We start from the raw sequence: 23,656 nt of genomic DNA on the forward strand, positions 1-23,656 counted from the left end.
AGCTTATAGCCTGAATACCATCCCCCCCAGCACGAGAACGATCACAAGCGCATGGATCGCAAGGAATGCGACACCAACGAGATTCCACCCGCGTCGATCGCCCCGCCGGATCGCGCTCATGGCTCTGCCCCCGGCCCAAGCGACCGATACGACACCAACCAGCAACTGGACGAATAGAAGGATCGGTTGGCCCACGAAATGCGCGGGGCCAAGGGCCGGTTCTCCGGTAGCTTCCGTGGTCCTGATGACCTCCTCCGCCGGAAGCCAGAACCCGAGATAGAGGACGAGCGACGTGAGCATGATCGACAGCACCGTGCTGAGCAGCACAGCCTTGAGAGGATGTAGGTCAGGTCGGAGGAGGCGCAACATCAGATGTACCGCCAACCCATGATTGGCCAGTAGGAATCCGGTGCCGAACAGGAACAACAGGATGAGGACGGCCAGCATGTGTCACACCTTCGTCCGCACCTGGTCCCAGCGTTTCACCTGCCACACCACGGTGCCGGTGGCCAGGTGGTTGCCACTGCGGTCATGGAGTTCCACGGTGCTGCTGTGCTCCACGGCCGCCTGATCCTGGAGCGGTCGCACCACCTCGTCGGCGATCGCTGCGGCGCTCGGCGCACAGCGGGCCACTGCGGCTTGCTTCGCCTGGTAGTGGTACTGCATGTGCAGGCTGCGCATGATCAGGCGGTACTGCCTGGGATCGAGCTGCTCCAGCACGCTAAGCCCGCTACACATCTCGGCGGCCGTGGCCAGGCAGCAGGCATGGATGCCCTTGATGTGGTTGCGGTTGATGCGCCAGTACGGGATGTGCACGCTGATCCCGCCTTCCGGAAGCGGCACCACCTTGAAGCCGTGCGGCCGGTTGAAGGGGATCATCCACGGCAGCAAGGCATTGAGCTTCCAGCGCGTGAACGCGGACGTGCGGGCCTGAGCGAGGAAGGTGGGCAGGTGCATGGCGACTAACGTGAGGGCAAGAGGGAATGGTGGAGGGGCGGGAAGGAAGAAGGAACAAGTAAGAAGAACCAAGGAACAAGAGGGCTCACGACACGGTGAAGACAGGATCGAGCACAGATGATGACTAAGCCTGAAGCCAACATGGAGTTATTGATCCGGCATCGATATAGCGGACGATCGGCACGATCTGTGGATCTTGCCGAGGCATGCGCGAGAACGACTCCAGGAAGCTGTCGATGCCCGAGCTCAATGAGCGTCGTAGGCAGGCGGTGCAATGCAGGCTCAAGGGCATGGGCCTGAAGGAAACGGCCGAACTCTGTGGCATGTCCCGCAACACGGTGAACGAAGCTTGGCAACGGTACAAGGCCGGTGGCTGGAAGGCCATTCGTGTGTGGAAGACCGGTCGCCCGGTGGGCAAGGGACGCATCCTGACAAGTGAGCAGGAGAAGGAGACACAACGGCTGATCCGTGACAGAACGCCCGATCAGTTGAAAATGCCTTATGCGTTGTGGAACCGGCAAGCGGTGCGCGAGCTGATCGAGCGGCGCTACGACCGCAAGCTGGCCATACGCAGTGTGGGGCTCTATCTGGAGCGCTGGGGATTTACGCCGCAGAAGCCACTGCGCAAGGCCTACGAGCAGCGACCGGAGGCGGTGCGCAAGTGGCTGCACGAGGATTATCCGGCCATCCGTGCACGTGCCAAGGCTGAAGGTGCCGTGATCCACTGGGGCGATGAGACCGGTCTGCGCAGTGATGACGTTCGCGGGCGCAGCTACTCCCTGCGAGGCCACACTCCCGTGGTCAGGGTGAACCACAACCGCCACGGCTGTTCGGTGATCTCCACGGTGACCAATCGCGGGGAAATGCGCTGGATGGTCTTCAAGGGCGCACTGAACAGCAGCATCCTGATCGGCTTTCTGAGAAGACTGGTCAAGGATAGCGACAACAAGGTGTTCCCTGATCTTGGACAACCTCAGGGTCCACCACAGCAAGCCGGTCAAGGAATGGCTCGAGGAGCATCTGGAGAGCATCGAGGTCTTCCACCTGCCGAGTTATTCGCCCGAACTCAACCCGGTGGAAGTAGCGAACGCAGCGCTGAAGGATGCCGTCACCAAGCACGCTCCAGCACGCAAGAAGGGGCAGCTTGAACTCTTCACATCACGCTTCCTGCGTTCCCTCCAGCGACACCCCAAGCGCATCATCGCACTGTTCCAGAAAGACACCGTTCGTTACGCAGCCTGAGTCCAGATCATGAATGCCGGATCAATAAAAGTGGTCAATTCCTGCGGGCGCTCCGCTCTTCAGCGGTTCGTACAGCAGTGGCGAAGATCGCGACCAATTCAGAAGCCTCCTGCCTGACGGTGGACACCCATGGGAGGTCCGGATGGAGGCGAGCTCCGTGAATGATGCGAAGTGCCATGTGGGCCTCGCGAAGCTCCTTGAACACGATCTTGATCTTGTTGGTGAAATCACGGTGGCTCGCGCCGCCTTGGCTCTCCGCATAGTTCAGGGCCGCAGACCCGCTCGCCCGTAGCAACTGGTCCGCATAGAACCGGCCGGCCGGGGTACCCGGCATCTTCTCGGTCACCAACACACCGGACACGGCGAACCTTTCCAGTCGGGTCTCCAGGTCTTTTTGTTTCTTCTCCATGGTCGATCACTTCATTTCCACCCTTCGCATCCGGTCCTGTGGTCCGATCCGATCGGGCAGCGAACGCATCAGGCCGGTCGTGGCGGTCAGTTCTTCGATCTTCCCCCTTTGTCCTTTGTCCTTGGTCCTTCCTTCTTCCTATGGTCCAAGGATCCGCGCGATATCCGGAGGAAAATAGGCCGGTCCCTTCATCACCTTGCCATCGTCACGGCGAATGGGTCGGCCGTCGGCGCCGAGCTTGCTCATGTTGCTGCGTTGGATCTCGCGGAACACCTCGTCGATCTTGTGCTCCAGCCCATGCTTGAGCAAGGTGCCGCAGAGGATGTAGAGGATGTCGCCGAGGGCATCGGCCACCTCCACCAGATCGCCGCGCAGGGCCGCCTCCAGGTACTCCTCGTTCTCCTCGCGGATCAGCTTGTAGCGCAACAGGGCGTCGCGGTCGCCGATGGCCGCTGTGGGTGCCTCGGCATTGGGGATGCCGAACGCGTCGTGGAAGCTGCGCACGTGGCCGATGGCCTCGGCGAGGGTGAGGGGAACGGAAGGGGTGCTCATGCGATCGAAGGTAGAGGCTCCGGCAGGACGGGTTCTTCACGAATGCGGAAACCACCCCGTACCCCTCCTTGTGCGGAGCAGCGAGCGATCGCTGCTCAGGAGGGGGCTTGATCCCGTGAACGCCCCTCCTGCGCGTGGAACGCTCCACGTCGACCCAACACGTCTTCGCGTGCCTGGCTTTGCAGGCGAAGCGATCTCCCCGGTAGAGATCGGATCACAGGCCAGGGAGATCGCCACGCATCCCTTCGGGCTGCTCGCGATGACGGCAAGGGAAGTGATCGCTGCTCAGGAGGGGCTATTGCATGAACGCCCCTCCTGCGCGTGGAAGGCTCCACGCGCCGGGCAAGGAGGGGTCAGGGGAGGTTTCACCTCAGTCATGCCGCATTCTTCATGAAAGCGGAAACCACCCCGTACCCCTCCTTGATGGGAGCAGCGAGCGATCGCTGCTCAGAAGGGGGCTTGAGCTGAGTGCTCATGCGCCCCAACGCCGAGGGCCGCCCCGCGATCGCGAAGCGGCCCCTGACCCATGTTGTGCACAAGCCTATCGTGCCACCTTCACCGCCTTCTTCACCACGAAGCTGTCGTTGAGGTACAGCGTGACGTGGTAGGTGCCGGGCGCGAGATCCGTGGTGGTCCAGTCGTGGGTGTAGGCACCGGCCTCACGCATGGCCTCCTCCAGCACCTCCAGCCGCTTGCCGCTGGCATCGCTCACCTCCAGCCGCGTGCGGCCCGGCGTGGCCAGTGTGTACCGCAGCTGCGTGTGGTCCGCCACCGGGTTGGGCACGATGAACAGATCGGTGCGCAGGGCCTCGCCTGCACCTGCGCCCGCCCCTGCCCCTGGGCTCATGCTGCGCCCATCCGTGCTGCCGTGGTCCGCGCAGCAGCTCGCCAGGTCCTGCTGCACGGCCGCCAGTTGGTCCTGCAAGGTGCTGATGGTGGTCTGCTGCTCCTTGAACGCCGCCACGAGCAACGGGATCATCGCCGTGTAATTGATGCCCTCCACATCCATTTCCGGATGCACCACATTGCCGAGGCTGTCCAGCTCAGCGGGGACTTTCGTGCTGCTCACGACGGCCGGGATCACCTGCGCCACTTCCTGCGCCATGAAGCCGTATTGCTGCCCGCTCGGGAGGTACAATCGCGGATACTGAGCGCTTTGGTAGGTGTACGTCCGTGGCGCCAGCTGTCCCAGCAGATCGGCCGCATCCGGTCCTTCGATGTCCTCCACATTGGTCTTGATGTCGGCGTCCGAGAAGATGAAGGTCCCGTTGTTCCACATGCTGCCGGTGACCTGAACGCGACCAGCGAAGTAGCCCGCCCAATGATTGGTGAGCGTATCGCCCACCTGGCCATACACTGCGATGTTGGTGCTTGAGGTCGCCCCATCCACTCGGCTCCACACCCCATGGTTCGTGGAGCTGCTGCCTGTGCTATACACGTAGGTCCGAACGCCGATGTTGTTCTGGCTCGTCCCGGTGCCTTGCACATAGGTCTCCACGCCGCGGTTCGTCGCCGAGGTGCCTGTTCCGTAAGCCTCGAACTGTCCACCCCAGTTCTCTGCACTGGCGGCATTGTCCGTAGCGCGCGAGAAGACACCTCTGTTCTCATCGACCACGCCACCGGAGGCTACTGATGCATCAAGCGACAACGCCCTGTTCTGACCCACCTCACCGGAAGGATTCGCGAAACCCTCCATCCCATAGTTGTCCACAGAAGTGACCCCACTTGGCGTGAATGCGGTGCCTTGGATCCCAACGTTCCGATCTTCTCCGTTGGCCGCCTCGGCACGCACACCGATACAAGAGGCACCTGCACCATTGGTTCCCGTTGGGATCTCCGTGCGCACGAAAATACCTCGGTTGGACAAGCCGGAATGCGGGGTGTTCTCAATGACGTTGAGCTTCGTTCCACCCGCCGGGCTGTTCGTGCCGATCCCGACGTTATCCTCTCCATCCGGGCAGTCCGGGTCCGACGCGCCCACCGCCGTCCACACGTGGTTGGGGTTCGGATTGGCGCCCATGGTCCATTCGCAATTATCCGGTAGCGCCGCGATGTTCTGCCAGCCCAGCACCCCATCCTCGTTCACCACCACGTACTTGTCCGCGGTGTCCATCACCGCCTCGTTCGGCAACTGGCGGATCCGCACCCGACCGTCCACCACGTCCACCCGCTCTTCGGGTTCAGTGATGGTCGGGTCGGATAGGTTGGCCGCGTAGAAGTCACCGATGCCCACATTCACCTCATCCGGCGTCACCGGATACAGCCGCATGCCTTCCAAACCTTCTTCGCTGTAGGCCCCGGAAGCGCTGGAGCTGCTGTAGCCGCTGGTGAACAGGAAGCGCAAGCGGTCCGGGCCGTACCAGGTGGCCGGGTTGTCGCTCCAGTGGATCACCATGTCCGTCTTGTCGCTGGCGTTCGCCTTCTGCCCCACGTAGCTGTGGTCGCCGTTGCCCGTGATCGTCATGCCCACCTTCATCCACGGGCGGTCGCTGTCGGACTGGGTGCTATTGGTGGCCGCCGCCAGATGCAGCAGGCTGTATGGCCCGTTGGCCCCGCTCAGGAAGTTGGCGATGTCCGGGCTCAGCAACATCCACCCGTTCGCCGTCTTGGCCCCAAAGCTGGAGTTCACCACGTAGCTCTCCGTCGGGTTCAGTTCCACCCGTTGGATGCTATCCGTCCAGAACTCGATCTCATGGTTGCCGTTGTGGCGGACCTCCAAGGGGAACGTGGTAAGCCCATCGCAGCCGACATAGTCTCCTACGAAGGGGTTGTTGCTTGCCGTTGACACCTGTGCCCGCCCGCTTTGCAGCGCAAGCACACCTAAGGCCAGCACTACCGGCCTGAAGAACTTCTTCTTGTTCATGGTCTTTCGAGTTTGTTGACAACTGAAAGACCGGACTTCAACTACTCGATCAACACGAACTTGAACGAATGACTTCCTCCCTTTGCCTGCAGCCTTAGCACATAGGATCCTCGCGGCCAGTTCCGCACATCGAGCCGTAGCATGTCGCTCCCGCTATGGCCCTGCCAGGTCAAACGCCCCAAGGCATCCACTACCCACACCTCCGCATCAATGCCGACACCGCGCAGCCAAACCTCGTCTTGCGCTGGGTTCGGGTAAGGTCGGGGCAGGGCGAACGGGTCATCTTGTGATCCGGCCAAGGCCAGCGGGCAGCCCAGCGGATCGGTGCTTACGCACACGTTGTCGATCAACGTGTACGCTTTCGGCAACCATGCGTACTGCGCAAAGTGCGCCGTATCCGTCAGCGCATTGCTGAAGTGGTTGCCCAGCATCACATACTGGTACGCACTATCGGCCACGAAGCTGCCGCTCACCAGCACCCAGTTCACCGTATCGGCGATCACCCAGGGGTGGTACACATGGGCGAAATTGCCCGGCACCGGCCAGGCATCACCGATGGACCAGGGGCGGGGCTGCATGGTGAAAAGCGCTCCGATATGGCTGGTTGCGATATAGGCCTGTGGATTCGGCTCAGTACCGTTCCATGCGGCATTGGCATAGAAGCTCACGTAGTAGGTCTGGCCGATCACCAAGGGCTGTAGCAATTCGGCCATGACATACTCCCGCAAACCGGTCGGCAATTGATAGGTCACCAAGCCCACGAAGTACTCACCGTCCTGCGGGTATTGGTAGGTGACGTAGCTCTGCGGGATGCCGTTGCCACTTCCATTGGGCAAGCAGCCTTGGTAGTAGTCCGGCGAGCCGCTGGCGGAGAACCAGCCTAGGGGGCCTTCGGTATCGGTGTAGAAGCCCAGCACGGCGAGACAGGTATCGTGATCCTCGAAAGATCCGTTCGCAACGAGATTGCCCTGCGCTTCGCAGCGGAGAGCAGCCATGAACCCCAAGCAGCCCAGCATCAAGCCGAAGCAGGTACCAGGCCACCTGAGGATCATCGCTTTGGAGGTCATTGTTCTGTTCGTGTTGACCGGGGTAGCTGGCCCGGTCCTCTTCCGCTCCGTTCAAGCCCTTGTCCGTCGCGGGTTGCGGCAAGGCTCCGCAGAACAGCCGTGTATGCACGGCCGGGTGCTGCCTGGTGGGCTCTGCGGTGGCATCCTATCTTCGCGCTAGTTCGTGTTCATCTTCTTTCGCGAGTTGGTGGGACATGAGTGACCAAAGCCCTCGGTGTTCAAGCGCCGGGGGCTTCTTCGTGGGGGCAGGGGAAGTCCCGCCTACCTTCATTGATCCATGTTGTGTCGGCCTCCAGCCTCCAGCCTCCGGCCGCAAGCCGCCAGCCTCCAGCCGCCAACCCCATGCGTGCAGCCCGCTGTGCGGTCTGCGCCGATCCTGATCGGAAGTAGTTGCTGCATGGCGGAACCAATGTAATTCAAGATCGACGCTTTGGTGCATGCTGTTGAAAATTTGCGGTTTTCGACGGTGCTAGGTTTACTAGCAGAAGGGCCATGATCAGCAAGGTCCACGTTCACCTTTTCCCGCAGACCTCTGTGCTCGAGGTTCGCTGAACTTCGGAATGATCCGCAGGAGAGCGCCCGTGGATCAGGGGGAGCGAGACGCATCCCTTCGTCTTACCCGCGACAACGAAAGGGTAAGGGCATCGCAGCTCAGGAGGAGGCTTGATGCCGTGAACTCCCCTCCTGCGCGTGGAACACTCCACACCTTCCCAACACGTCTTCGCGAGGCGGGCTTTGGCGCCAAAGCGATCTCCCTGGAAGTGCGCCGATCATTGGCCCGGGAGATCGCCACGCCGGCCCTGCGGGAACGGCTCGCGAGGACGGTCAGGGATGGATCACCCACATCCCATCGGGATGCTCGCGAGGACGTTGGGGAAGGAGACCGCCACGGCGCTCCACACACCACCTTCATCAGCGCATCGCAGAGGCGGGCTGGTGTCGATCATCGCGCTTGGCAGCATCCGCCTTCACGATTCCACTTGACGCGTCCGGAGGCTGTCTGGCCAGGCCCGGGATCCCGGGCCGAACGGTTAACACTCTTTAACTGCCGGTCGTCCCTGATGCCCAAGGGCTCCGGTGAATTTTGCGGCACACCTTTGCGGCCCACGCCATGGACACCCTCAGCACCTCCCCCGCTCCGGTCACGGCCGAGAGCATCCGCCAGTTGAACGACCGCATCCAGCATGCCAGCGCCTTCGTGGACCTGGTGGAGCGCGAACTGGAGAAGGTGATCGTGGGCCAGAAGGACATGGTGCAGAAGCTGCTGGTGGCGCTGCTGGCCGACGGGCACATCCTGCTGGAAGGCGTGCCCGGCCTGGCGAAGACGCTGGCCATCAAATCCCTCGCCCGCACCATCGACGTGGGCTTCAGCCGCATCCAGTTCACCCCGGACCTGCTGCCGGCCGACCTCATCGGCACCCTGATCTACAGCCAGAAGAACGAGGAGTTCAGCGTGAAGAAGGGTCCGATCTTCAGCAACTTCATCCTGGCCGACGAGATCAACCGCGCGCCGGCCAAGGTGCAGAGCGCCCTGCTGGAGGCGATGCAGGAAAGGCAGGTCACCATCGGCCAGCAGACCTTCACACTGCCGGAACCCTTCCTGGTGCTGGCCACCATGAACCCGATCGAACAGGAAGGCACCTACCCCCTGCCGGAGGCGCAGACCGACCGCTTCATGCTGAAGGTGGTGCTGGACTACCCGCACAAGGAGGAGGAGAAGCTGATCATCCGCCAGAACGTGCGGCCCGGCGCGCAGCCCGAACTGCACAAGGTGGTGCGGCCCGACGAGATCCTCACCGCCCGCCAGCTGGTGCGCGAGGTGTACATGGACGAGAAGATCGAGCAGTACATCGTGGACATCGTGCACGCCACGCGCAAGCCCGACCAGCACAAGCTGAGCGACCTGGTGAGCCTGATCGGCTTCGGTGCCAGCCCGCGCGCCAGCATCTACATGGCCCTCGCCGCCAAGGCCCTGGCCTTCACCAAGCGCCGCGGCTATGTGATCCCCGAGGACGTGCGCGCCGTGTGCCCCGATGTGCTGCGCCATCGCGTGGGGCTCACCTACGAGGCCGAGGCCGAGAACATCACCGTCGGCGAGCTCATCGACCGCGTGCTGAACACCGTGGAGGTCCCCTGACCATGTGGCCATGCGACCATGTGCCCAGGGTACAGCACGGTCACACATGGGCACATGCGCACATGAGCACATAGGCACATGAACACCGCCCAACACACCAAGGAGCTCCTGAAGAAGGTGCGGCTGATCGAGCTGAAGACACGCGGCTTGACCGACCACATCTTCAGCGGCGAGTACCACAGCGCCTTCAAGGGGCGGGGCATGGCCTTCAGCGAGGTGCGCGAGTACATGCCGGGCGACGAGGTGCGCACGATCGATTGGAACGTCACCGCGCGCCTGGACCATCCGTTCGTGAAGGTGTTCGAGGAGGAGCGTGAGCTGACGGTGATGCTGGTGGCCGATGTGAGCGGTTCGGCCGACTTCGGCAGCACCGGGCGCACCAAGCGCGAGCTGATCACCGAGGTGTGCGCCACGCTGGCCTTCAGCGCGATCAAGAACAACGACAAGGTGGGCCTGATCCTCTTCAGCGGCACGGTGGAGCGCTACATCCCGCCCAAGAAGGGCCGAAGCCACATCCTGCGGCTGGTGCGCGAGCTGATCGAGTTCACCCCGCAGCAGCGCGGCACCGACATCGCAGGCGCCCTGCGCTTCCTGAACAGCGTGATCAAGAAGCGCAGCATCGCCTTCCTGATCAGCGACCTGATGGGCAGCGGCTACGAGGATGCGCTGAAGATCGCCGACCGGCGGCACGACCTGGTGGTGCTGCGCACGGCCGACCCGCGTGAGGGCGAACTGCCCGACCTGGGCCTGGTGCTGGTGCAGGATCCCGAGACCGGTGAACGCCACTGGGTGGATACCGGCAGTGCCCGTGTGCGCAAGGCCTACCGCACCGAGGCGCTGAAACATGCCGCGCGCACCCGCGACCTGCTGCGCCGCTCCGGCATCGACCACGCCGTGATCGGCACGCGCGAGGGCTACGTCCGCCCCCTGATGGACCTCTTCCGCCAACGCGAACGCGCATGAGAGGTCCGATCATCACCCTGCTGCTGCTGATCGGCCTGCCCGGCGCCACCGCCCAGGCCCCGGCCGTGCGCGCCACGCTGGACAGCGCGGTGATCCGCATCGGCGAGCAGGTGGTGATCGACCTCGAAGCGTACTACCGCACCGACCGCGATGGCACCCTGGACGTGGCGTGGCCCGCCATTGGCGACACCCTGACCCGGCAGGTGGAGGTGGTGTGGGACAGCGGCGTGGACACCGCCCGCGCCGACGAGGCCGACCCCACCCTTCTGGTGCAGCGCCGCCACATCACCGTCACGGCCTGGGACAGCGGCTTCTGGGCCATCCCGCCCTTCCGCTTCCGCATCGGCACGGACACCCTGGAGACCGCGCCGCTGCTGCTGGAGGTGCGCACCGTGGCCGTGGACACCACGCAGGCCTTCCGCGACATCAAGGACATCTATGAGGCCCAGCCCTCGCTGCTGGCCTGGTTGGAGGAGCACTGGCCCTGGCTGGTGGGCCTCTGGGCCGCCTTCGGCCTGATCGGCGGTGGTGCCGCCCTGGTGCAGCGGTTGCGCCGGAAGCGCGTGCAGGACGAAGCCCCGCCTCCACCCCTTCCCCTGCACGAGGCCATGCTGCTGCGATTGGACGAACTGGAACGACAACGCCTGTGGCAGCAGGGCGAGGTGAAGGCGCATTACATCGCCCTCACCGACATCCTGCGCAGCTATGTGGAGGCCCGCCTGGAGGTGCCCGCGATGGAACGCACCACCGACGAGCTGGTGCAGGCCCTCCGCGTGACGGCCCTGCCCACTGCGCACCGCGAGCAGCTGGCGAACGTGCTGCGGCTGGCCGACCTGGTGAAGTTCGCCAAGCTGGCCCCGGCCCCGGCGGAGAACGAGGCCGCAGTACCCGCCGCCCGCCGCTTCATCCTGGACAGCACCGCGGCCCTGTCCACCACCCTCGAACCCGCCGATGCGCAGACCCGGTGACCTGAACAGCGGCCTGGCGTGGAGCCTGCTCGCGATGGGCGGCACGGCGGTGGCCGTGTACACCATGCTCCAGCGCTTCGAGCCCGCCCGGCCCGAGCTGCGCTGGCTGCTGCTGCTGCTGCCCGTGATCGCCGCCGTGCACCTGTGGCGGCGCAACGCCCAACGCGCCAGCCTCACCCTCAGCACCGCGCATGCCTTCCGCGCGCTGCCCACCGGATGGACCGTTCCCCTGCGCCACCTCCCCTTCGCCGCCTCGCTCCTCGGCCTGGGCCTGCTCCTCACCGCCCTCACCCGCCCGCAGAGCAGCGATGCCTGGCAGGACGTCGAGACCGAAGGCATCGACATCGTGATGGCGGTGGACATCTCGGCGAGCATGCTGGCCCGCGATCTGAAGCCCGACCGCCTGGAGGCCGCCAAACGCGTGGCCGCCGACTTCATCGACGCACGGCCCAACGACCGCATCGGGCTGGTGGTGTATGAGGGCGAGGCCTTCACGCAGTGCCCGCTCACCAGCGACCACGACGTGCTGAAGGACCTCTTCAAGCAGGCGCGCTCCGGCCTGATCGATGGTGGCACCGCCGTAGGCATGGGGCTGGCCACCGCCGTGAACCGCCTGCGCGAGAGCGACGCCCGCAGCCGCGTGGTGATCCTGCTCACCGACGGGGTGAACAACGCCGGCACCGTTCAACCCGAGGATGCCGCGCAGATCGCCGCCGAACTGGGCGTGCGCGTGTACACCATCGGCGTGGGCACGCGCGGCAAGGCCCTGAGCCCGGTGGCCATCTACCCCAACGGCCAGTACAAGTACGACCTGGTGGACGTGGAGATCGACGAGCGGATGCTGGAGCGCGTGGCCACCCTCACTGGAGGCCGCTACTTCAGGGCCACGGACGAGAAGTCGCTCGCCAAGATCTATAACGAGATCGACACGCTGGAGAAGACCCGCATCAAGGTGACCGAGCACAACCGCCGCAACGAGGAGTACTTCCCCTACGCGCTGGCCGGTGCCTGCCTGCTGCTTTTCGCCTTCATCACCGACCGCCACCTGCTGCGCACCACGCCATGAACCGCCTGCGCCTCTGGCCCGCCCTGCTGACGGTGCTCCTGCTGGAGCTGCTGCTCGCCGGTCTTCTGGCGGTGCTGTGGTTCACGCTGCTGCGCGGCGAGCCCGCCTTCCGCTTCGGGCGGCCACAGATGCTCTGGGGACTGGCCGTGGGGCCGGTGCTGGCCCTGCTCTTCGCCCTCGACCTCTGGCGCCGCCGCCGCGCGTTGCGGCGCTTCGCCCAAGGGCCCACCCTGCACCGCATGGTGCCCGCCGTGAGCTTCGGCCACGCCACGGTGCGCTTCCTGGCCTTCCGCCACGGCCTCGGCCTGGTGGCACTTGCCCTCGCCGCGCCCCAGTTCGGCACCCGGCTGGAAGAGGTGCGTGCGAAAGGCGTGGACGTGATGGTGGCCCTGGACGTGAGCAACAGCATGCTGTGCGAGGACCTGCGCCCGGACCGCATGGAGGCCGCGCGGCGTGCGCTGAGCCAGCTGGTGGACCGCCTGCGCGGCGACCGCCTGGGCATCGTGGTCTTCGCCGGTGAGGCCTTCGTGCAACTGCCCCTCACCTCGGACAAGAGCGCCGCCAAGCTCTTCCTCGCGAGCCTTGGGCCCGACCTCGTCCCCACGCAGGGCACCGCCATCGGCGCGGCGATCGAACTGGCCCGCAAAGGCTTCGGCGAAGAGGAGGGCGGCAGCCGCACGATCATCGTCATCACCGATGGCGAGAACCATGAGGACGATGCGGAAGGAGCGGCACGTGCGGCGGCCGAGGCGGGCATCACGGTGCACACCATCGGCATGGGCACTCCGCAGGGCGGCCCGCTGCCCATCAGGCGGCGCGGCCAGCTGGTGGGCTTCCGCAAGGACAAGGACGGAAGCACGGTGGTGAGCCGCTTGAACGAGACGATGCTCAAGGCCATCGCCGCCGAAGGCAAGGGCGCCTACGTGCGCGCCACCAGCGCCTCGGCCGGCATCACCGAGCTGGTGGACGAACTTCGCACCATGGACCAGCGCGACATCGGCACCTACCGCTTCGCCGGGCACGAGGACCGGTTCCAGCTGCCGCTGGCGGCCGGATGCGTGCTTCTGGTCATCGGCATGCTGTGGCCCGAACGGCGCCGCGTCCGCAACAGCCTCATCGAGCCCCGCCCATGAACCCGCGCACCCACATCCTCCTGCTGGCCATGTCGGTCGCTGGTGCCCAGGCCCAGGACCGCAAGGCCGATGCCGCCCTGAGCGAAGGCAATGCGTTGTACCGCCAGGGCGACCATGCCGGAGCTGCCGCCGCCTACCAGCGCGCCGGTACACTGGCACCCGCCGACCTGCGCCCCACCTTCAACCTGGGCGATGCGCTCTACCGCCAGGGCGACCCCGCTGCCGCCCAGCAGCAGTTCGAGCGCAGCGCACAGGAGTCCCGGGACCCGGCCGACCAGGCGCGCGCCTACCACAACCTGGGCAACAGCCACCTGGCGCAGCAGCGGCCGCAACAGGCCATCGAGGCCTACCGGCAGGCGCTGCGCCGCGACCCCAGCGACGAGGACACCCGCTACAACCTGGCCTATGCGCAACGGATGCTGAAGCAGCAGCAACAGCAGCAGAACAAGGACCAGCAGAAGCAGGAGGATCAGGAGAACAAGGACCAGGAGCAGCAACAGGGGCAGGACAAGAAAGACCAGGAGCAGCAGCAGGACCAGCAACAGGACCAGCAGCAGCAGAAGCCCGGGGAGGATGGGCGGCAGGAGCAGCAGCAACAGGCCCAACAGCCCCAACGGATGAGCCGCGAGGAGGCCGAACGCCTGCTGGACGCGCTGGACCGGCAGGAGCGCGATGTGCAGGACAAGGTGCGGCAGAAGCTGCGTGTGCCCGTGCGCGTACCGATCGAAAAGGACTGGTGATGATGCGACGCACCCTGCTCCTCCTCATCGCCGCCCTGGCCTGGCCGCTGCTCGCGGCCGCGCAGGAGATCACCTTCGAAGCCCGCGTGGACCGAAGCACCTTCGAGGTGGGCGCATCGATCCGCCTCACCATCACGCTGGCCAACGCGCAGGGCAGCTTCTCCAACCCCGACCTCGGCGGGCTCACCGTGGTGCAGGGGCCTTTCGAGAGCAGCAGCTTCAACTATGTGAACGGCCGGATGAGCAGCACGGTGAGCCGCACCTACGTGATCACCGCCACGAAGCCGGGCACCTACACCATCGGCCCGGCGGCGGCGCGTGTGGGCGGCGGAACCCTGCAGACCCAGCCCATCACCGTGAAGGTGGAGAAGGGCTCGGGCGCCACGAGCGACCGCCTGTTGAACGAAGGCCAGCAGCGCGACCGCGACCTCTTCGTCACCATCAGCCTCAACAAGAGCAAGGTGCATGTGGGCGAGCAGGTGGTGGCCACCTACACCCTCTTTTCGCGCTACCCCAACCTGGAGCTGAGCAAGTATGACCTGCCCGCCCTGAACGGCTTCTGGGCCGAGGAGATCGACCAGGGCGAGACCACCTGGCAGGACCAGCTGCGCACGGTGAACGGCCTGCAGTACCGCGTGGCCGTGCTCAAGAAGCAGATCCTGTTCCCGCAACGCGCCGGCACCCTCAGGATCGAGCCGCTGCGCATCACCTGCGTCGTGAACCGCTCCTTCTTCAACCGGGGTAGCCAGGTGGAGGCCATGAGCAACGCCACCGAGCTGCAGGTGCTGCCCCTTCCGCCCAACGCGCCGCCGGGCCTGCGGGGCGCCGTGGGGTCCTTCACCCTCACCGGCACCCTGGACCGGGACCAGCTGCGCGCCGATGAAGCGATGGAGCTCACGCTGACGGTGAACGGCAGCGGCAACCTGAAGCTCATCGAGGCGCCCGCGCTGGACCTGCCACCTGACGTGGAGCGGTACGACCCGAAGATCAACGACCGCATCAGCATCACCGGCAGCGGCATGAGCGGCAGCCGCAGCTTCACCTACCTGCTGATCCCCCGGCATGCCGGCGACCTGGTGCTAGGCCCCTTCACCCTGCCGTACTTCGATGTGGAGGCCGGCGAATACCGCACCCTTCAGGCCGGTCCCTTCACCGTGCAGGTGGCCCCGGGCAGCGGTGGCGGACAGGCGCAGCTCTCGCGCCCCAGCAAGGCCGACGTGGAGGTGCTGGACACGGACATCCGCTTCCTGCGCACCGGCGACCTGCACCTGCGCCGCGCCGGCCATCACCTGCTGGGCTCCTGGGCCTGGTGGTCGGGCATGGCGGCGCCCGTGGTGGCCTTCGGTCTGTTCGTGGCCTGGCGACGGCGCGAGGAGCGCCTGGCGGCCGACCCCGCAGGCCGACGCCGTCGCGAGGCCGACAAGGTGGCCCGGCGGCACTTCAAGGAGGCGCATGATGCATTGCAACGGAACGCCCGCGAACCGTTCTACACGGCGATGAACAAGGCGCTGCACGGCTACCTGGCGGACCGCTTCGGCCTGGGCGCCGCCGAGGTCAACGCGGCCGCGCTCACGCGCGCGCTCGGTGAACGCCCCGAGGCCGCCGCGCTCGCCCAACAGGTCACCGACCTCATCGCCGCCTGCGACATGGCCCGCTACGCCCCGCTCGAGGTGAAGCCCCGCCGGGCCATGTACGAGGAGGCCCTCACCCTGGTGCAACGTCTCGAACGCCCCTGACCATGCGCACCACCGCCCTCTCCCTCTGCCTGATCGCGGGAACGGCCCTGTCCGCGATGGACCGCACCACGGCGGATACGCTCGTGGCGCGTGCCACTTCGGCCTACACGCAGGGCGACCATGCCGGCGCGCTCGTGCTGTTCGACTCGGTGTATCACCACTGGCGGAGCGCCGGCCTCGCCTATGCGATCGGCAACTGCCACTTCAAGCTGGACCATGTGCCGGAGGCCATCGTGCACTACGAGCGTGCGCTCCTGCTGGAACCCGGTGCCGAGGATGTGAAGGCGAACCTCGAGCTGGCGCGGCAACGGACGATGGACCGGGTGAACGAGCTGCCGACCTTCCGGCTCGGCGGCTCCTGGGACCGCTGGCTTGGTGGTCGGGATGTGGACCAGTGGTCCCGGCGCGCGCTTTGGGGCTGGAGCCTGGCCTTCGTGATCGCCGCCCTCGCCCTGTTGCTGCACGGCTCGCTGCGTGCAGCGGGGCTCTCGCTCGCCGGCGCTTGCGCCGTGTTCGCCCTGCTGTCCGTGGGGCTTGCCGCGCGCAGGCTTCGCGCCGTGGAGCATCCTGCGGCCGCCATCGTGATGCAGCCGCGGGTGGATGTGCGCAGCGAACCGCGCGACGGAGCCACCACCCTGTTCATGCTCCACTCGGGCACCAAGGTGGGCCTGGGCGCGGAACGCTCCGGCTGGGTGGAGGTGACCCTGGCCAACGGCAACGTCGGCTGGATGCCGGCCGCCGCCCTTCAGGCCATCTGACCCCTTCTCAAGGCACCTGCGCCACGCGCACGGCCGTGGGCACCGTGCCGCCCACGGTGGTGAGGATCAGGTCACGGTCGTTGCTGCTGCCCACGTACTTCACGATGCCGTCCAGGTTGACGTCCTCGAGCCGGTAGCCGCTCACCGTGGCCGTCGGGACCGTGCTGCCCACGGCCACCAGCACCGGGTCGCGGTCATTGCCGGAGCCCGTGTAGCTCACCGTGCCATTGCGCGAAATGTCGCCGGCCCACAAGGCCCGCACGTTGCCGTTCACCCGCATGCCATTGGTGCCGTACAGCCCCACGCTGGTCAGCGTGAAGTCCATCACCTGGCCGTTCGAGGCGATCGTGCTGTTGATCATCGCCGACAGATGGTTCCGGTGGCGGATGACCAGCCGCTTGCCCACCGTGGTGGTGCCGAAGGTCACCTGCGTTCCCCCGTTCACGTCCACCACATTCCCGTCGGCCCGCAGCAGGGCCGCCCGCCGCTCGGCCACCGAGTAGGAGGCGTCGGCGTTGCGCAGTTCGAGCACCACCCAGTCCACCACGGCACTGCCGCCCGTGGCGTTCCACACGGCCGCGCTGGCGCTCGCACCGGCATTGGCCACGGAAAGGCCGAGCGCCGTGTAGGGCTCGGTCTGCGGCAACGCGCCCTGGGTGCGCAGCGTCGTGGCCATGGTGCCGGCGGTGTAGTTCATCGGCCCGTCCAGGAAGACCTTTGCGCCCACAGTGCCGGCGGTACCGCCCGTGGTGCTGGTGCGGTACACCACCTTGGAGGTGTACGGCTGAAGGGTCACCGTGGAGGCTTGCACCGTGCCGGTGACGTCCTTCCAGGTGCCGCTGAGGGGGAAGGCCTGTGCCGTGGCCTGGTCGTTCACCAGCAGCTTGTGCTCGATCGTCGGGTCGACGGCCGCCACGCTCACCCGGTGCAGTTGCACGTTGTCCATGTAGTAGAGCGGCTCGGTGTAGTGGTTCACGAAGCGCACCAGCGCCTGGTCGGTCAGGTTGCTCTGGAAGTAGAACTCCACCTCGCGCCGCTCGGGGCTGAAGGGGAAGTCGCGCCCGTAGATCTGGTTGGCGCTCGTCATCTGCGACATGCCCTTCACACCGGCGAACACCTCGCCATGGGCGGTGCTCTGCAGGCTGAAGCGCATGCGGTACCACTGGCCGTTCGTCACGGCGAACTGGTCCGGGTTCTGGATGCTGTATTCCCAATAGACGCTGTTGTTCGGGATGTAGGCCTTCAGGCAGCCATTGTCCAGACGGGTGAGGTCGTGGGTGGCCGTGGCGTTGGTGGGCCAGCCGCCCCAGCCCGTCACGTTGTTCGTGAAGGTGCCGTTCACCACCAGGTTGCCCGACAGCTCGGCCGTGGTGCTCCACGCGTTCTGGCGGAGCGGACTGCGCAGCGAGGCTGCGTCCTCCGCACGTTCCGTCTGCCACCGTTCCAGCGTGTAGAACTTGCGGACGCCGCCCTGGGTGTTGAACTGTTCGATGCTCAGCTCATTGAAGGGGTTGTAGTAGTAGTTGTTGCTGAACGCCCCGTAGTCCACCCAGCTGTTCGCGTTGTACACATGCAGCTGGCTCATGCACAGCTGGTCCTTGGTGAGGCAGTACAGCGTGTTGCCCGAATAGACCGTATTGAAGGCAGGGACGTGGTAGGGTGCGGTGGCTCCGGGGCCGTTGTAGTTGCTGTAGTCCGAGATGGACAGTTGCACCCCGTTATTGTACAGCACATTGTCCTTGATCTGGTTGCCGGTGCTCACCATGGTGTGGTCCACATGGATGCCGCTGCTGGCGCAATTGGCCACGGTGTTCTTTTCGATCAGGGTGTTCTTGATGCTGATGTTGCCGAAGTAGATGCCGTGGCAGATGGGGAAGAAGCTGGTGTGCTCCGGAGCGACGCTCTCGGTGTTGCCCACCATGTTCATCACGAGGTTGTTGCGCATGATGAGCCCGTCGGCGTTGTCGATCGCGATGCCGCCGCCGTCGTTCAGGATCGCCAGCGGCTGGGTCACCACATTGCGTTCGATCAGGGCGTTCTGCTCGATCACCATGCCGATGTATCCGACGTTGGAGACGACGTTGTCCGAGAACACCATGCCGCTGCCCGTGGAGCGGATGCCGAAGTAGCCCCAGTTGCTTTCGCCCAATCCGGGTTGAAGGGCCACATCGGTGATGGTGCTGTTGGAGAAGGTGCTGTTGTTGTCCAGGAGCATCACGGCGGTACCATAGGTGCGCGTGATGGTGAGGTGATGGAAGTTCTGCTGCGAACCTGTGCTGCGGATGGTCTGGTAGGTGTCGCTGAACGCGCAGTTGGCCACCTCCACGTTGTAGGTGCCGCTCATCCGCAGGGAGGCATCCGTGTGGTGCCGGAACTGGATGTTCTGGATCCGCCAGTTGTTGCGCTGCCAACCCATGTAGATGCCGTTGTCCAGCACGGCGGCCTCCACCAGGTTGCTGTTCGGGTTGGCGTTGGAGGGGCACCACAGGTACAGTTTGTTGGTGGCCTGATCGTAGAACCACTCCCCGGCCGCGTCCAGCAGGCTCAGTTTGTTCCGGAGGAAGTAGCCCCACTGCTGGGCGCCCATGGTGTTGCCCGTGCTCGTGTGCGTGAGCGTGGTGCCCGTGTGCGCGGTCACCCGTGCGGTGTCGTAGCTCCAGTTCGTGGTGCGCAGCACCATGGTGGCACCGGTGAAGTAGCCGCTCCCCTGCGTGAGGGCGGCATCCACCGTGCTTGTGCTGGCCGCGTTATCCGTGCGCAGCCAGCCCGTGTTCGGGTAGCGCGCCAGGGTCTGAAGGGTGCCGTTGAAGTAGACGTACTTCACATCCTGGCCCACCGTGGCCTGCCAGATGTTGCCGCTGTGCACCGTCCACCCGGTGACCGCCACGCTGCCGGTGATCACCGGATCGGCCCCGGTCCCGTAGGCGCCCACCACCATCGGGTTGCCGGACATCCCGCTGTCGGAGATGGTGAGCTTGCCGCGGTACACCCCGCCGCGCTGGAAGAGGACCTGATCACCCGGGTTCAGGCCGGTGCCGAGCTGGTTCACCCGGTCGATCGTGCGCCACGCGGTGGTAGTGGACGTTCCCGCGCTGGCGTCGTTGCCGGTCGGCGACACGTAGTAGGTGACGGCCAGGGCGTCCGCGGAGAAGGCGATGGCGATCGCCATGGCGATGGAGGTCAGGGTGCTGCGCATGGATCCCGGCTGGGTTTTGGTGGCGCGAAATTGCCCACCACCAGGCTTGCCTACGCCCCTGAAAGTCCCTCAGGATCTAACAATTCGACCAGTCACCCCTGGCACCCGACCGACCCGGGGTGGGCCCTGTTGAGCGGACCTGTGTTAAGCGCAGGTGAAGCGCCCGACCGGTGAGAGGGACGTCCGGATCGATCCACCGGGCATGCCGGCTTGGGTTGCTGCGATCCCGGTTGGATTCGAACCAACGACCACCAGCTTAGAAGGCAGGTGCTCTATCCAACTGAGCTACGGGACCGGAGGCTGCAAAGGTCGCATTCCTCCTGAGGTCGGTCAGCAGGGCGTACCAACGAACGATCCCGCCTCACGGCGGGATCGTCCCTTGTCGGGGTGGTGGATTGCCGCCTGCGGCGGCTTTCACAGGAGGGGGTGATCCAAGGGAGATCCCGGCGGCGCTGCGCGCCGCGGACCTTTCGTTGGTCCCGGTCCTGCGAGCGAGCTCGCGTCCCGGCACCAACGAAAGATCCCGCCTCACGGCGGGATCGTCCCTTGTCGGGGTGGTGTGATTCGAACACACGACCCCCTGGTCCCAAACCAGGTGCGCTAACCGGGCTGCGCTACACCCCGAACGATTTCTTTCATGCAAACCTACTGCTCCACGGTACGCAGCCCGAACACACGACCCTCCCGCCCCAAGGCGGGATGCGCTAACCGGGCTGCGCTACACCCCGAACGATTTCTTTCATGCAAACCTACTGCTCCACGGTACGCAGCCCGAACACACGACCCTCCCGCCCCAAGGCGGGATGCGCTAACCGGGCTGCGCTACACCCCGAACAATATCATCCATGCAAACCTACTGCTCCACTGTACGCAGCCCGAGCACACGACCCTCCCGCTCAAAGGCGGGATGCGCTAACCGGGCTGCGCTACACCCCGAAGGGCGCCAAAGGTAGCCGCCCATGCCGTCCCAAGCGGGGGAACACGGAAAAAGCCACACGCCACCGGCTGATCGGGCCGTCATGATGATGGCCTCCCTGTCCGCCCAGTGGCGAGGTGGGTGCTCATCCGTGCCGCTCCGGTGAGCGAGCTCACCGCGCGGCCCGGAACGAGAACGCCCCGCTTTCGCGGGGCGGCTTGGCGGAGAGGGGGGGATTCGAACCCCCGGTACCAGTAAACCCAGTACGGCAGTTTAGCAAACTGCTGGTTTAAGCCACTCACCCACCTCTCCAGGTGGCCCGGAACGAACGACCGGCCGGGACCGGGGCGGCAAAGATAGAAGCCCGACCCGATCCACCACGCCCCCGGTTACCTTTGCCGCCCCAAACGCATCCCATCCATGGCCCGTGAAGTCGTGATCGTGTCCGCAGTACGCACCCCCATCGGCAGCTTCGGCGGCGCTCTGGCCGAGGTACCCGCCACGCAGCTTGGCGCCACCGCCGTCAAGGCCGCGGTGGAGAAGGCCGGGATCAAGCCCGAGGACGTGAACGAGGTGATCATGGGCAGCGTGCTCCAGGCGAACCTCGGCCAGGCCCCCGCCCGCCAGGCCGCCCGTTTCGCCGGTCTGCCCAACGAGGTGGCCTGCACCACCGTGAACAAGGTGTGCGCCAGCGGCATGAAGGCGATCATGATGGCCGCCCAGGACATCGCCTTGGGTGGTGCCGATATCGTGGTGGCCGGCGGCATGGAGAGCATGAGCCAGACCCCCTACTATGTGGAGAAGGCCCGCTACGGCTACCGCTATGGCCACGGCCAGCTGATCGATGGCATCGTGAAGGACGGCCTCACGGACGTGTACCACCAGACCGCCATGGGCGTGAGCGCCGAGCTCTGCGCCAAGGAGCACAACATCAGCCGCGAGGAGCAGGACGCCTTCGCCATCGAGAGCTACAAGCGCAGCGCCGCCGCCTGGGCCGCGGGCAAGTTCAAGGACGAAGTGGTGCCGGTGACCGTGAAGACCCGCAAAGGCGATGTGGTGGTGAGCGAGGACGAGGAGTACAAGAACGTGAGCTTCGACAAGATCCCCGCGCTGAAGCCCGTGTTCCAGAAGGACGGTACGGTGACCGCGGCCAACGCCAGCACCATCAACGACGGTGCGGCCGCCCTGGTGCTCATGAGCGCGGACAAGGCCAAGGCCCTCGGTCTGAAGCCCCTGGCCCGGATCCTCAGCTACGCCGACGCCGAGCAGGCCCCCGAGTGGTTCACCACCACCCCCGCCAAGGCCCTGCCCCGCGCGGTGGAGAAGGCCGGCCTGAAGTTGAGCGACCTGCAGTTCGTGGAGCTCAACGAAGCCTTCAGCGTGGTGGGCATCGCGAACACCAGGCTCATGGGCCTCGACCCCGCCACGGTGAACGTGAACGGCGGCGCGGTGAGCCTGGGTCACCCCCTGGGCTGCAGCGGTGCCCGCATCATCGTGACGCTCGTGAACGTGCTGCGGCAGAACGGTGCGAAGGTCGGCGGTGCCGGCATCTGCAACGGCGGCGGCGGCGCGAGCGCGCTGGTGATCGAAGCCCTCTGACCCGCCCGCCGGCTCGCCCGCGTTGCGTGTTCAGCGCGTTACGTGTTGCGAGTTCCGGAGAACGCAACACGTAACGCGTCAATCCCTCAACGCGCAACAGCCCATGCCCTCCGTCATCTGCCCCCTCTCCATCGTCCCGGTGCGCAAGGACCCCAGCGACCGCGCCGAGATGGTGACCCAGTGGCTCTTCGGTGAAACGGCCGAGGTGCTGGAGCGCACGGAGAAGTGGAGCCGCCTCTGCTTCGACCACGATGGGTACGAAGGCTGGGTGGACAACAAGCAGCTGCTCCCCTGCGACACGCCCAACACCGAGCCCGATCTCCGCGTGCTGGACAACACCTCCATCGTGGACCTCGGTGAGCGGCAGGTGATGCTGCCTTACGGTGCTGTGCTCCCCTTCTACCAGAACGGCAGCATCCTCTTCCAGGACCGACGCGTGCCGGTGAACGCGGTGACCAACAGCCTCGATGGCAGCGGCGACCGTGGCGAGCTGGTGGAGACCTACATGCACCCCTTCCTGGGCGCGCCCTACCTCTGGGGCGGCCGCACGCCCTGGGGCGTGGATTGCAGCGGCTTCACGCAGGCCATCTTCATGTTCATGGGCATCTACCTCCAGCGCGATGCCCATCAACAGGCCGAGGAAGGCGATCCCGTGGAGTTCGTGGCACTGGCCGAGCCCGGCGACCTCGCGTTCTTCGACAACGAGGAGGGCCGCATCATCCACGTCGGCATCGTGCTCAGCGACCGCCGCATCGTGCACGCCAGCGGCCGCGTGCGCATCGATACCCTCGACCAGGAAGGCATCTTCAACGCGGAAGAGAAGCGCTACACCCACAAGCTGCGGCTGGTGAAGCGTGTGGCGTGAGCAGACCGACCACCAAACACCCCACCTCAGAACCCTGTTCCCATGAACCGCATCCTCCTCCCCCTCCTCCTTGTCCTCACCACCACGCTCGACCTTTCCGCACAACAGTTCAAGGTCATCACCATCGTGGAAAGCATCATTCCGATGGGCATCGGCCGGTCGCGCATGATCGAAAGCACCACGGACATGGACGCCGACGCCGCCACCACCGAGCGCACGGACGGCAAGAAGAGCGACCAGGGCGACATCGACCGCGGCGACCTGAAGATCGACCGCTTCAAGGAGACCAAGCTCCTGAACTTCTTCAGCGCCGGGGGCATCAACTTCCAGAACATCGCCAGCAACGATGCGCTGATCACCGACCGCATCAACAAGCTCGCCGCGGAAGGCTGGGTGCTGATGCACGTGGCCAGCGGCGTGGAGAGCGATGCCGGTGACAAGGACGGCCAGGGCATCTTCATCACCCGGCTGTTCTTCCGGAAGGGCTGA

The 23,656-nt window shown here is 65.4% G+C and carries 18 protein-coding genes, 3 tRNA genes and 1 pseudogene; 12 read left to right on the forward strand and 10 right to left on the reverse strand.

Annotated features, from left to right (window positions below; all coding sequences use genetic code 11):
• Positions 1-3: 3 nt before the first annotated feature.
• Together IPM49_03525 and IPM49_03530 are read right to left on the reverse strand one after the other, a co-directional pair.
• Positions 4-447 (reverse strand): hypothetical protein, encoded by a 444-nt coding sequence (locus IPM49_03525; GenBank protein ID MBK9273596.1) that lies wholly within the window; start codon positions 445-447, stop codon positions 4-6.
• Positions 448-450: 3 nt separating this feature from the next.
• Positions 451-957 carry a DUF4442 domain-containing protein gene (locus IPM49_03530; GenBank protein ID MBK9273597.1) on the reverse strand — a complete coding sequence of 169 codons (507 nt, stop codon included), beginning with the start codon at positions 955-957 and terminating at the stop codon, positions 451-453.
• A 206-nt stretch (positions 958-1,163) separates the two neighbouring features.
• Here IPM49_03530 and IPM49_03535 point away from each other — a divergent pair.
• Positions 1,164-2,199: pseudogene (locus tag IPM49_03535) on the forward strand (IS630 family transposase).
• 34 nt (positions 2,200-2,233) lie between these two features.
• On the opposite strand, the gene IPM49_03540 reads toward IPM49_03535, so the two are convergent.
• The 4 genes from IPM49_03540 to IPM49_03555 all read right to left on the reverse strand — a co-directional run bounded on the left by IPM49_03540 (position 2,234) and on the right by IPM49_03555 (position 7,018).
• A complete protein-coding gene (locus IPM49_03540; protein ID MBK9273598.1) occupies positions 2,234-2,608 on the reverse strand; it encodes a four helix bundle protein in 375 nt (124 codons plus the stop codon).
• Positions 2,609-2,746: 138 nt separating this feature from the next.
• Entirely contained in the window at positions 2,747-3,160 is a 414-nt protein-coding gene (locus IPM49_03545; protein MBK9273599.1) for a nucleoside triphosphate pyrophosphohydrolase family protein, read from the reverse strand.
• A gap of 541 nt (positions 3,161-3,701) precedes the next feature.
• Complete coding sequence (locus IPM49_03550) at positions 3,702-6,023, reverse strand: tail fiber domain-containing protein (GenBank protein ID MBK9273600.1); 2,322 nt, start codon at positions 6,021-6,023, stop codon at positions 3,702-3,704.
• 41 nt (positions 6,024-6,064) lie between these two features.
• Complete coding sequence (locus tag IPM49_03555) at positions 6,065-7,018, reverse strand: T9SS type A sorting domain-containing protein (GenBank protein ID MBK9273601.1); 954 nt, start codon at positions 7,016-7,018, stop codon at positions 6,065-6,067.
• A gap of 1,183 nt (positions 7,019-8,201) precedes the next feature.
• Between IPM49_03555 and IPM49_03560 the strand changes: the two genes are divergently transcribed.
• The 8 genes from IPM49_03560 (at position 8,202) to IPM49_03595 (ending at position 16,591) form a co-directional block, all read left to right on the forward strand.
• Positions 8,202-9,227: a MoxR family ATPase gene (locus IPM49_03560; protein ID MBK9273602.1), complete on the forward strand. Its 1,026-nt coding sequence runs from the start codon at positions 8,202-8,204 to the stop codon at positions 9,225-9,227.
• A gap of 78 nt (positions 9,228-9,305) precedes the next feature.
• On the forward strand, positions 9,306-10,190 hold the full coding sequence (locus IPM49_03565) for a DUF58 domain-containing protein (protein MBK9273603.1): 885 nt from the start codon (positions 9,306-9,308) through the stop codon (positions 10,188-10,190).
• Entirely contained in the window at positions 10,187-11,158 is a 972-nt protein-coding gene (locus IPM49_03570; protein MBK9273604.1) for a hypothetical protein, read from the forward strand. The genes IPM49_03565 and IPM49_03570 overlap by 4 nt, the downstream gene beginning before the upstream one ends.
• 64 nt (positions 11,159-11,222) lie before the next feature.
• Positions 11,223-12,224, forward strand: coding sequence for a VWA domain-containing protein (locus IPM49_03575; protein MBK9273605.1), 1,002 nt, complete (start codon positions 11,223-11,225; stop codon positions 12,222-12,224).
• Positions 12,221-13,357, forward strand: coding sequence for a VWA domain-containing protein (locus IPM49_03580; protein MBK9273606.1), 1,137 nt, complete (start codon positions 12,221-12,223; stop codon positions 13,355-13,357). The genes IPM49_03575 and IPM49_03580 overlap by 4 nt, the downstream gene beginning before the upstream one ends.
• Positions 13,354-14,097: a tetratricopeptide repeat protein gene (locus IPM49_03585; protein ID MBK9273607.1), complete on the forward strand. Its 744-nt coding sequence runs from the start codon at positions 13,354-13,356 to the stop codon at positions 14,095-14,097. Before IPM49_03580 ends, IPM49_03585 begins: the two co-directional genes overlap by 4 nt.
• Positions 14,097-15,833, forward strand: coding sequence for a protein BatD (locus tag IPM49_03590; protein MBK9273608.1), 1,737 nt, complete (start codon positions 14,097-14,099; stop codon positions 15,831-15,833). The genes IPM49_03585 and IPM49_03590 overlap by 1 nt, the downstream gene beginning before the upstream one ends.
• A gap of 2 nt (positions 15,834-15,835) precedes the next feature.
• A complete protein-coding gene (locus tag IPM49_03595) occupies positions 15,836-16,591 on the forward strand; it encodes a tetratricopeptide repeat protein (protein MBK9273609.1) in 756 nt (251 codons plus the stop codon).
• Positions 16,592-16,598: 7 nt separating this feature from the next.
• On the opposite strand, the gene IPM49_03600 is transcribed toward IPM49_03595, so the two are convergent.
• The 4 genes from IPM49_03600 to IPM49_03615 form a co-directional block, all read right to left on the reverse strand.
• Entirely contained in the window at positions 16,599-19,787 is a 3,189-nt protein-coding gene (locus IPM49_03600; GenBank protein MBK9273610.1) for a right-handed parallel beta-helix repeat-containing protein, read from the reverse strand.
• Positions 19,788-20,008: 221 nt separating this feature from the next.
• Positions 20,009-20,082 (reverse strand) — tRNA-Arg (locus IPM49_03605).
• 254 nt (positions 20,083-20,336) lie between these two features.
• Positions 20,337-20,411 (reverse strand) — tRNA-Pro (locus tag IPM49_03610).
• Between the two features lie 511 nt (positions 20,412-20,922).
• Positions 20,923-21,015, reverse strand: a tRNA-Ser gene (locus IPM49_03615).
• 108 nt (positions 21,016-21,123) lie between these two features.
• Between IPM49_03615 and IPM49_03620 the strand changes: the two genes are divergently transcribed.
• The 3 genes from IPM49_03620 (at position 21,124) to IPM49_03630 (ending at position 23,656) form a co-directional block, all read left to right on the forward strand.
• A complete protein-coding gene (locus tag IPM49_03620; protein MBK9273611.1) occupies positions 21,124-22,302 on the forward strand; it encodes an acetyl-CoA C-acyltransferase in 1,179 nt (392 codons plus the stop codon).
• Positions 22,303-22,405: 103 nt separating this feature from the next.
• Positions 22,406-23,167, forward strand: a complete 762-nt coding sequence (locus IPM49_03625) for a C40 family peptidase (GenBank protein ID MBK9273612.1) — start codon at positions 22,406-22,408, stop codon at positions 23,165-23,167.
• Positions 23,168-23,209: 42 nt separating this feature from the next.
• Entirely contained in the window at positions 23,210-23,656 is a 447-nt protein-coding gene (locus tag IPM49_03630; protein ID MBK9273613.1) for a hypothetical protein, read from the forward strand.

It is taken from the genome of Flavobacteriales bacterium (genome assembly GCA_016715895.1).
In the GTDB taxonomy this organism is placed as follows: Bacteria; Bacteroidota; Bacteroidia; order Flavobacteriales_F; family PHOS-HE28; genus PHOS-HE28.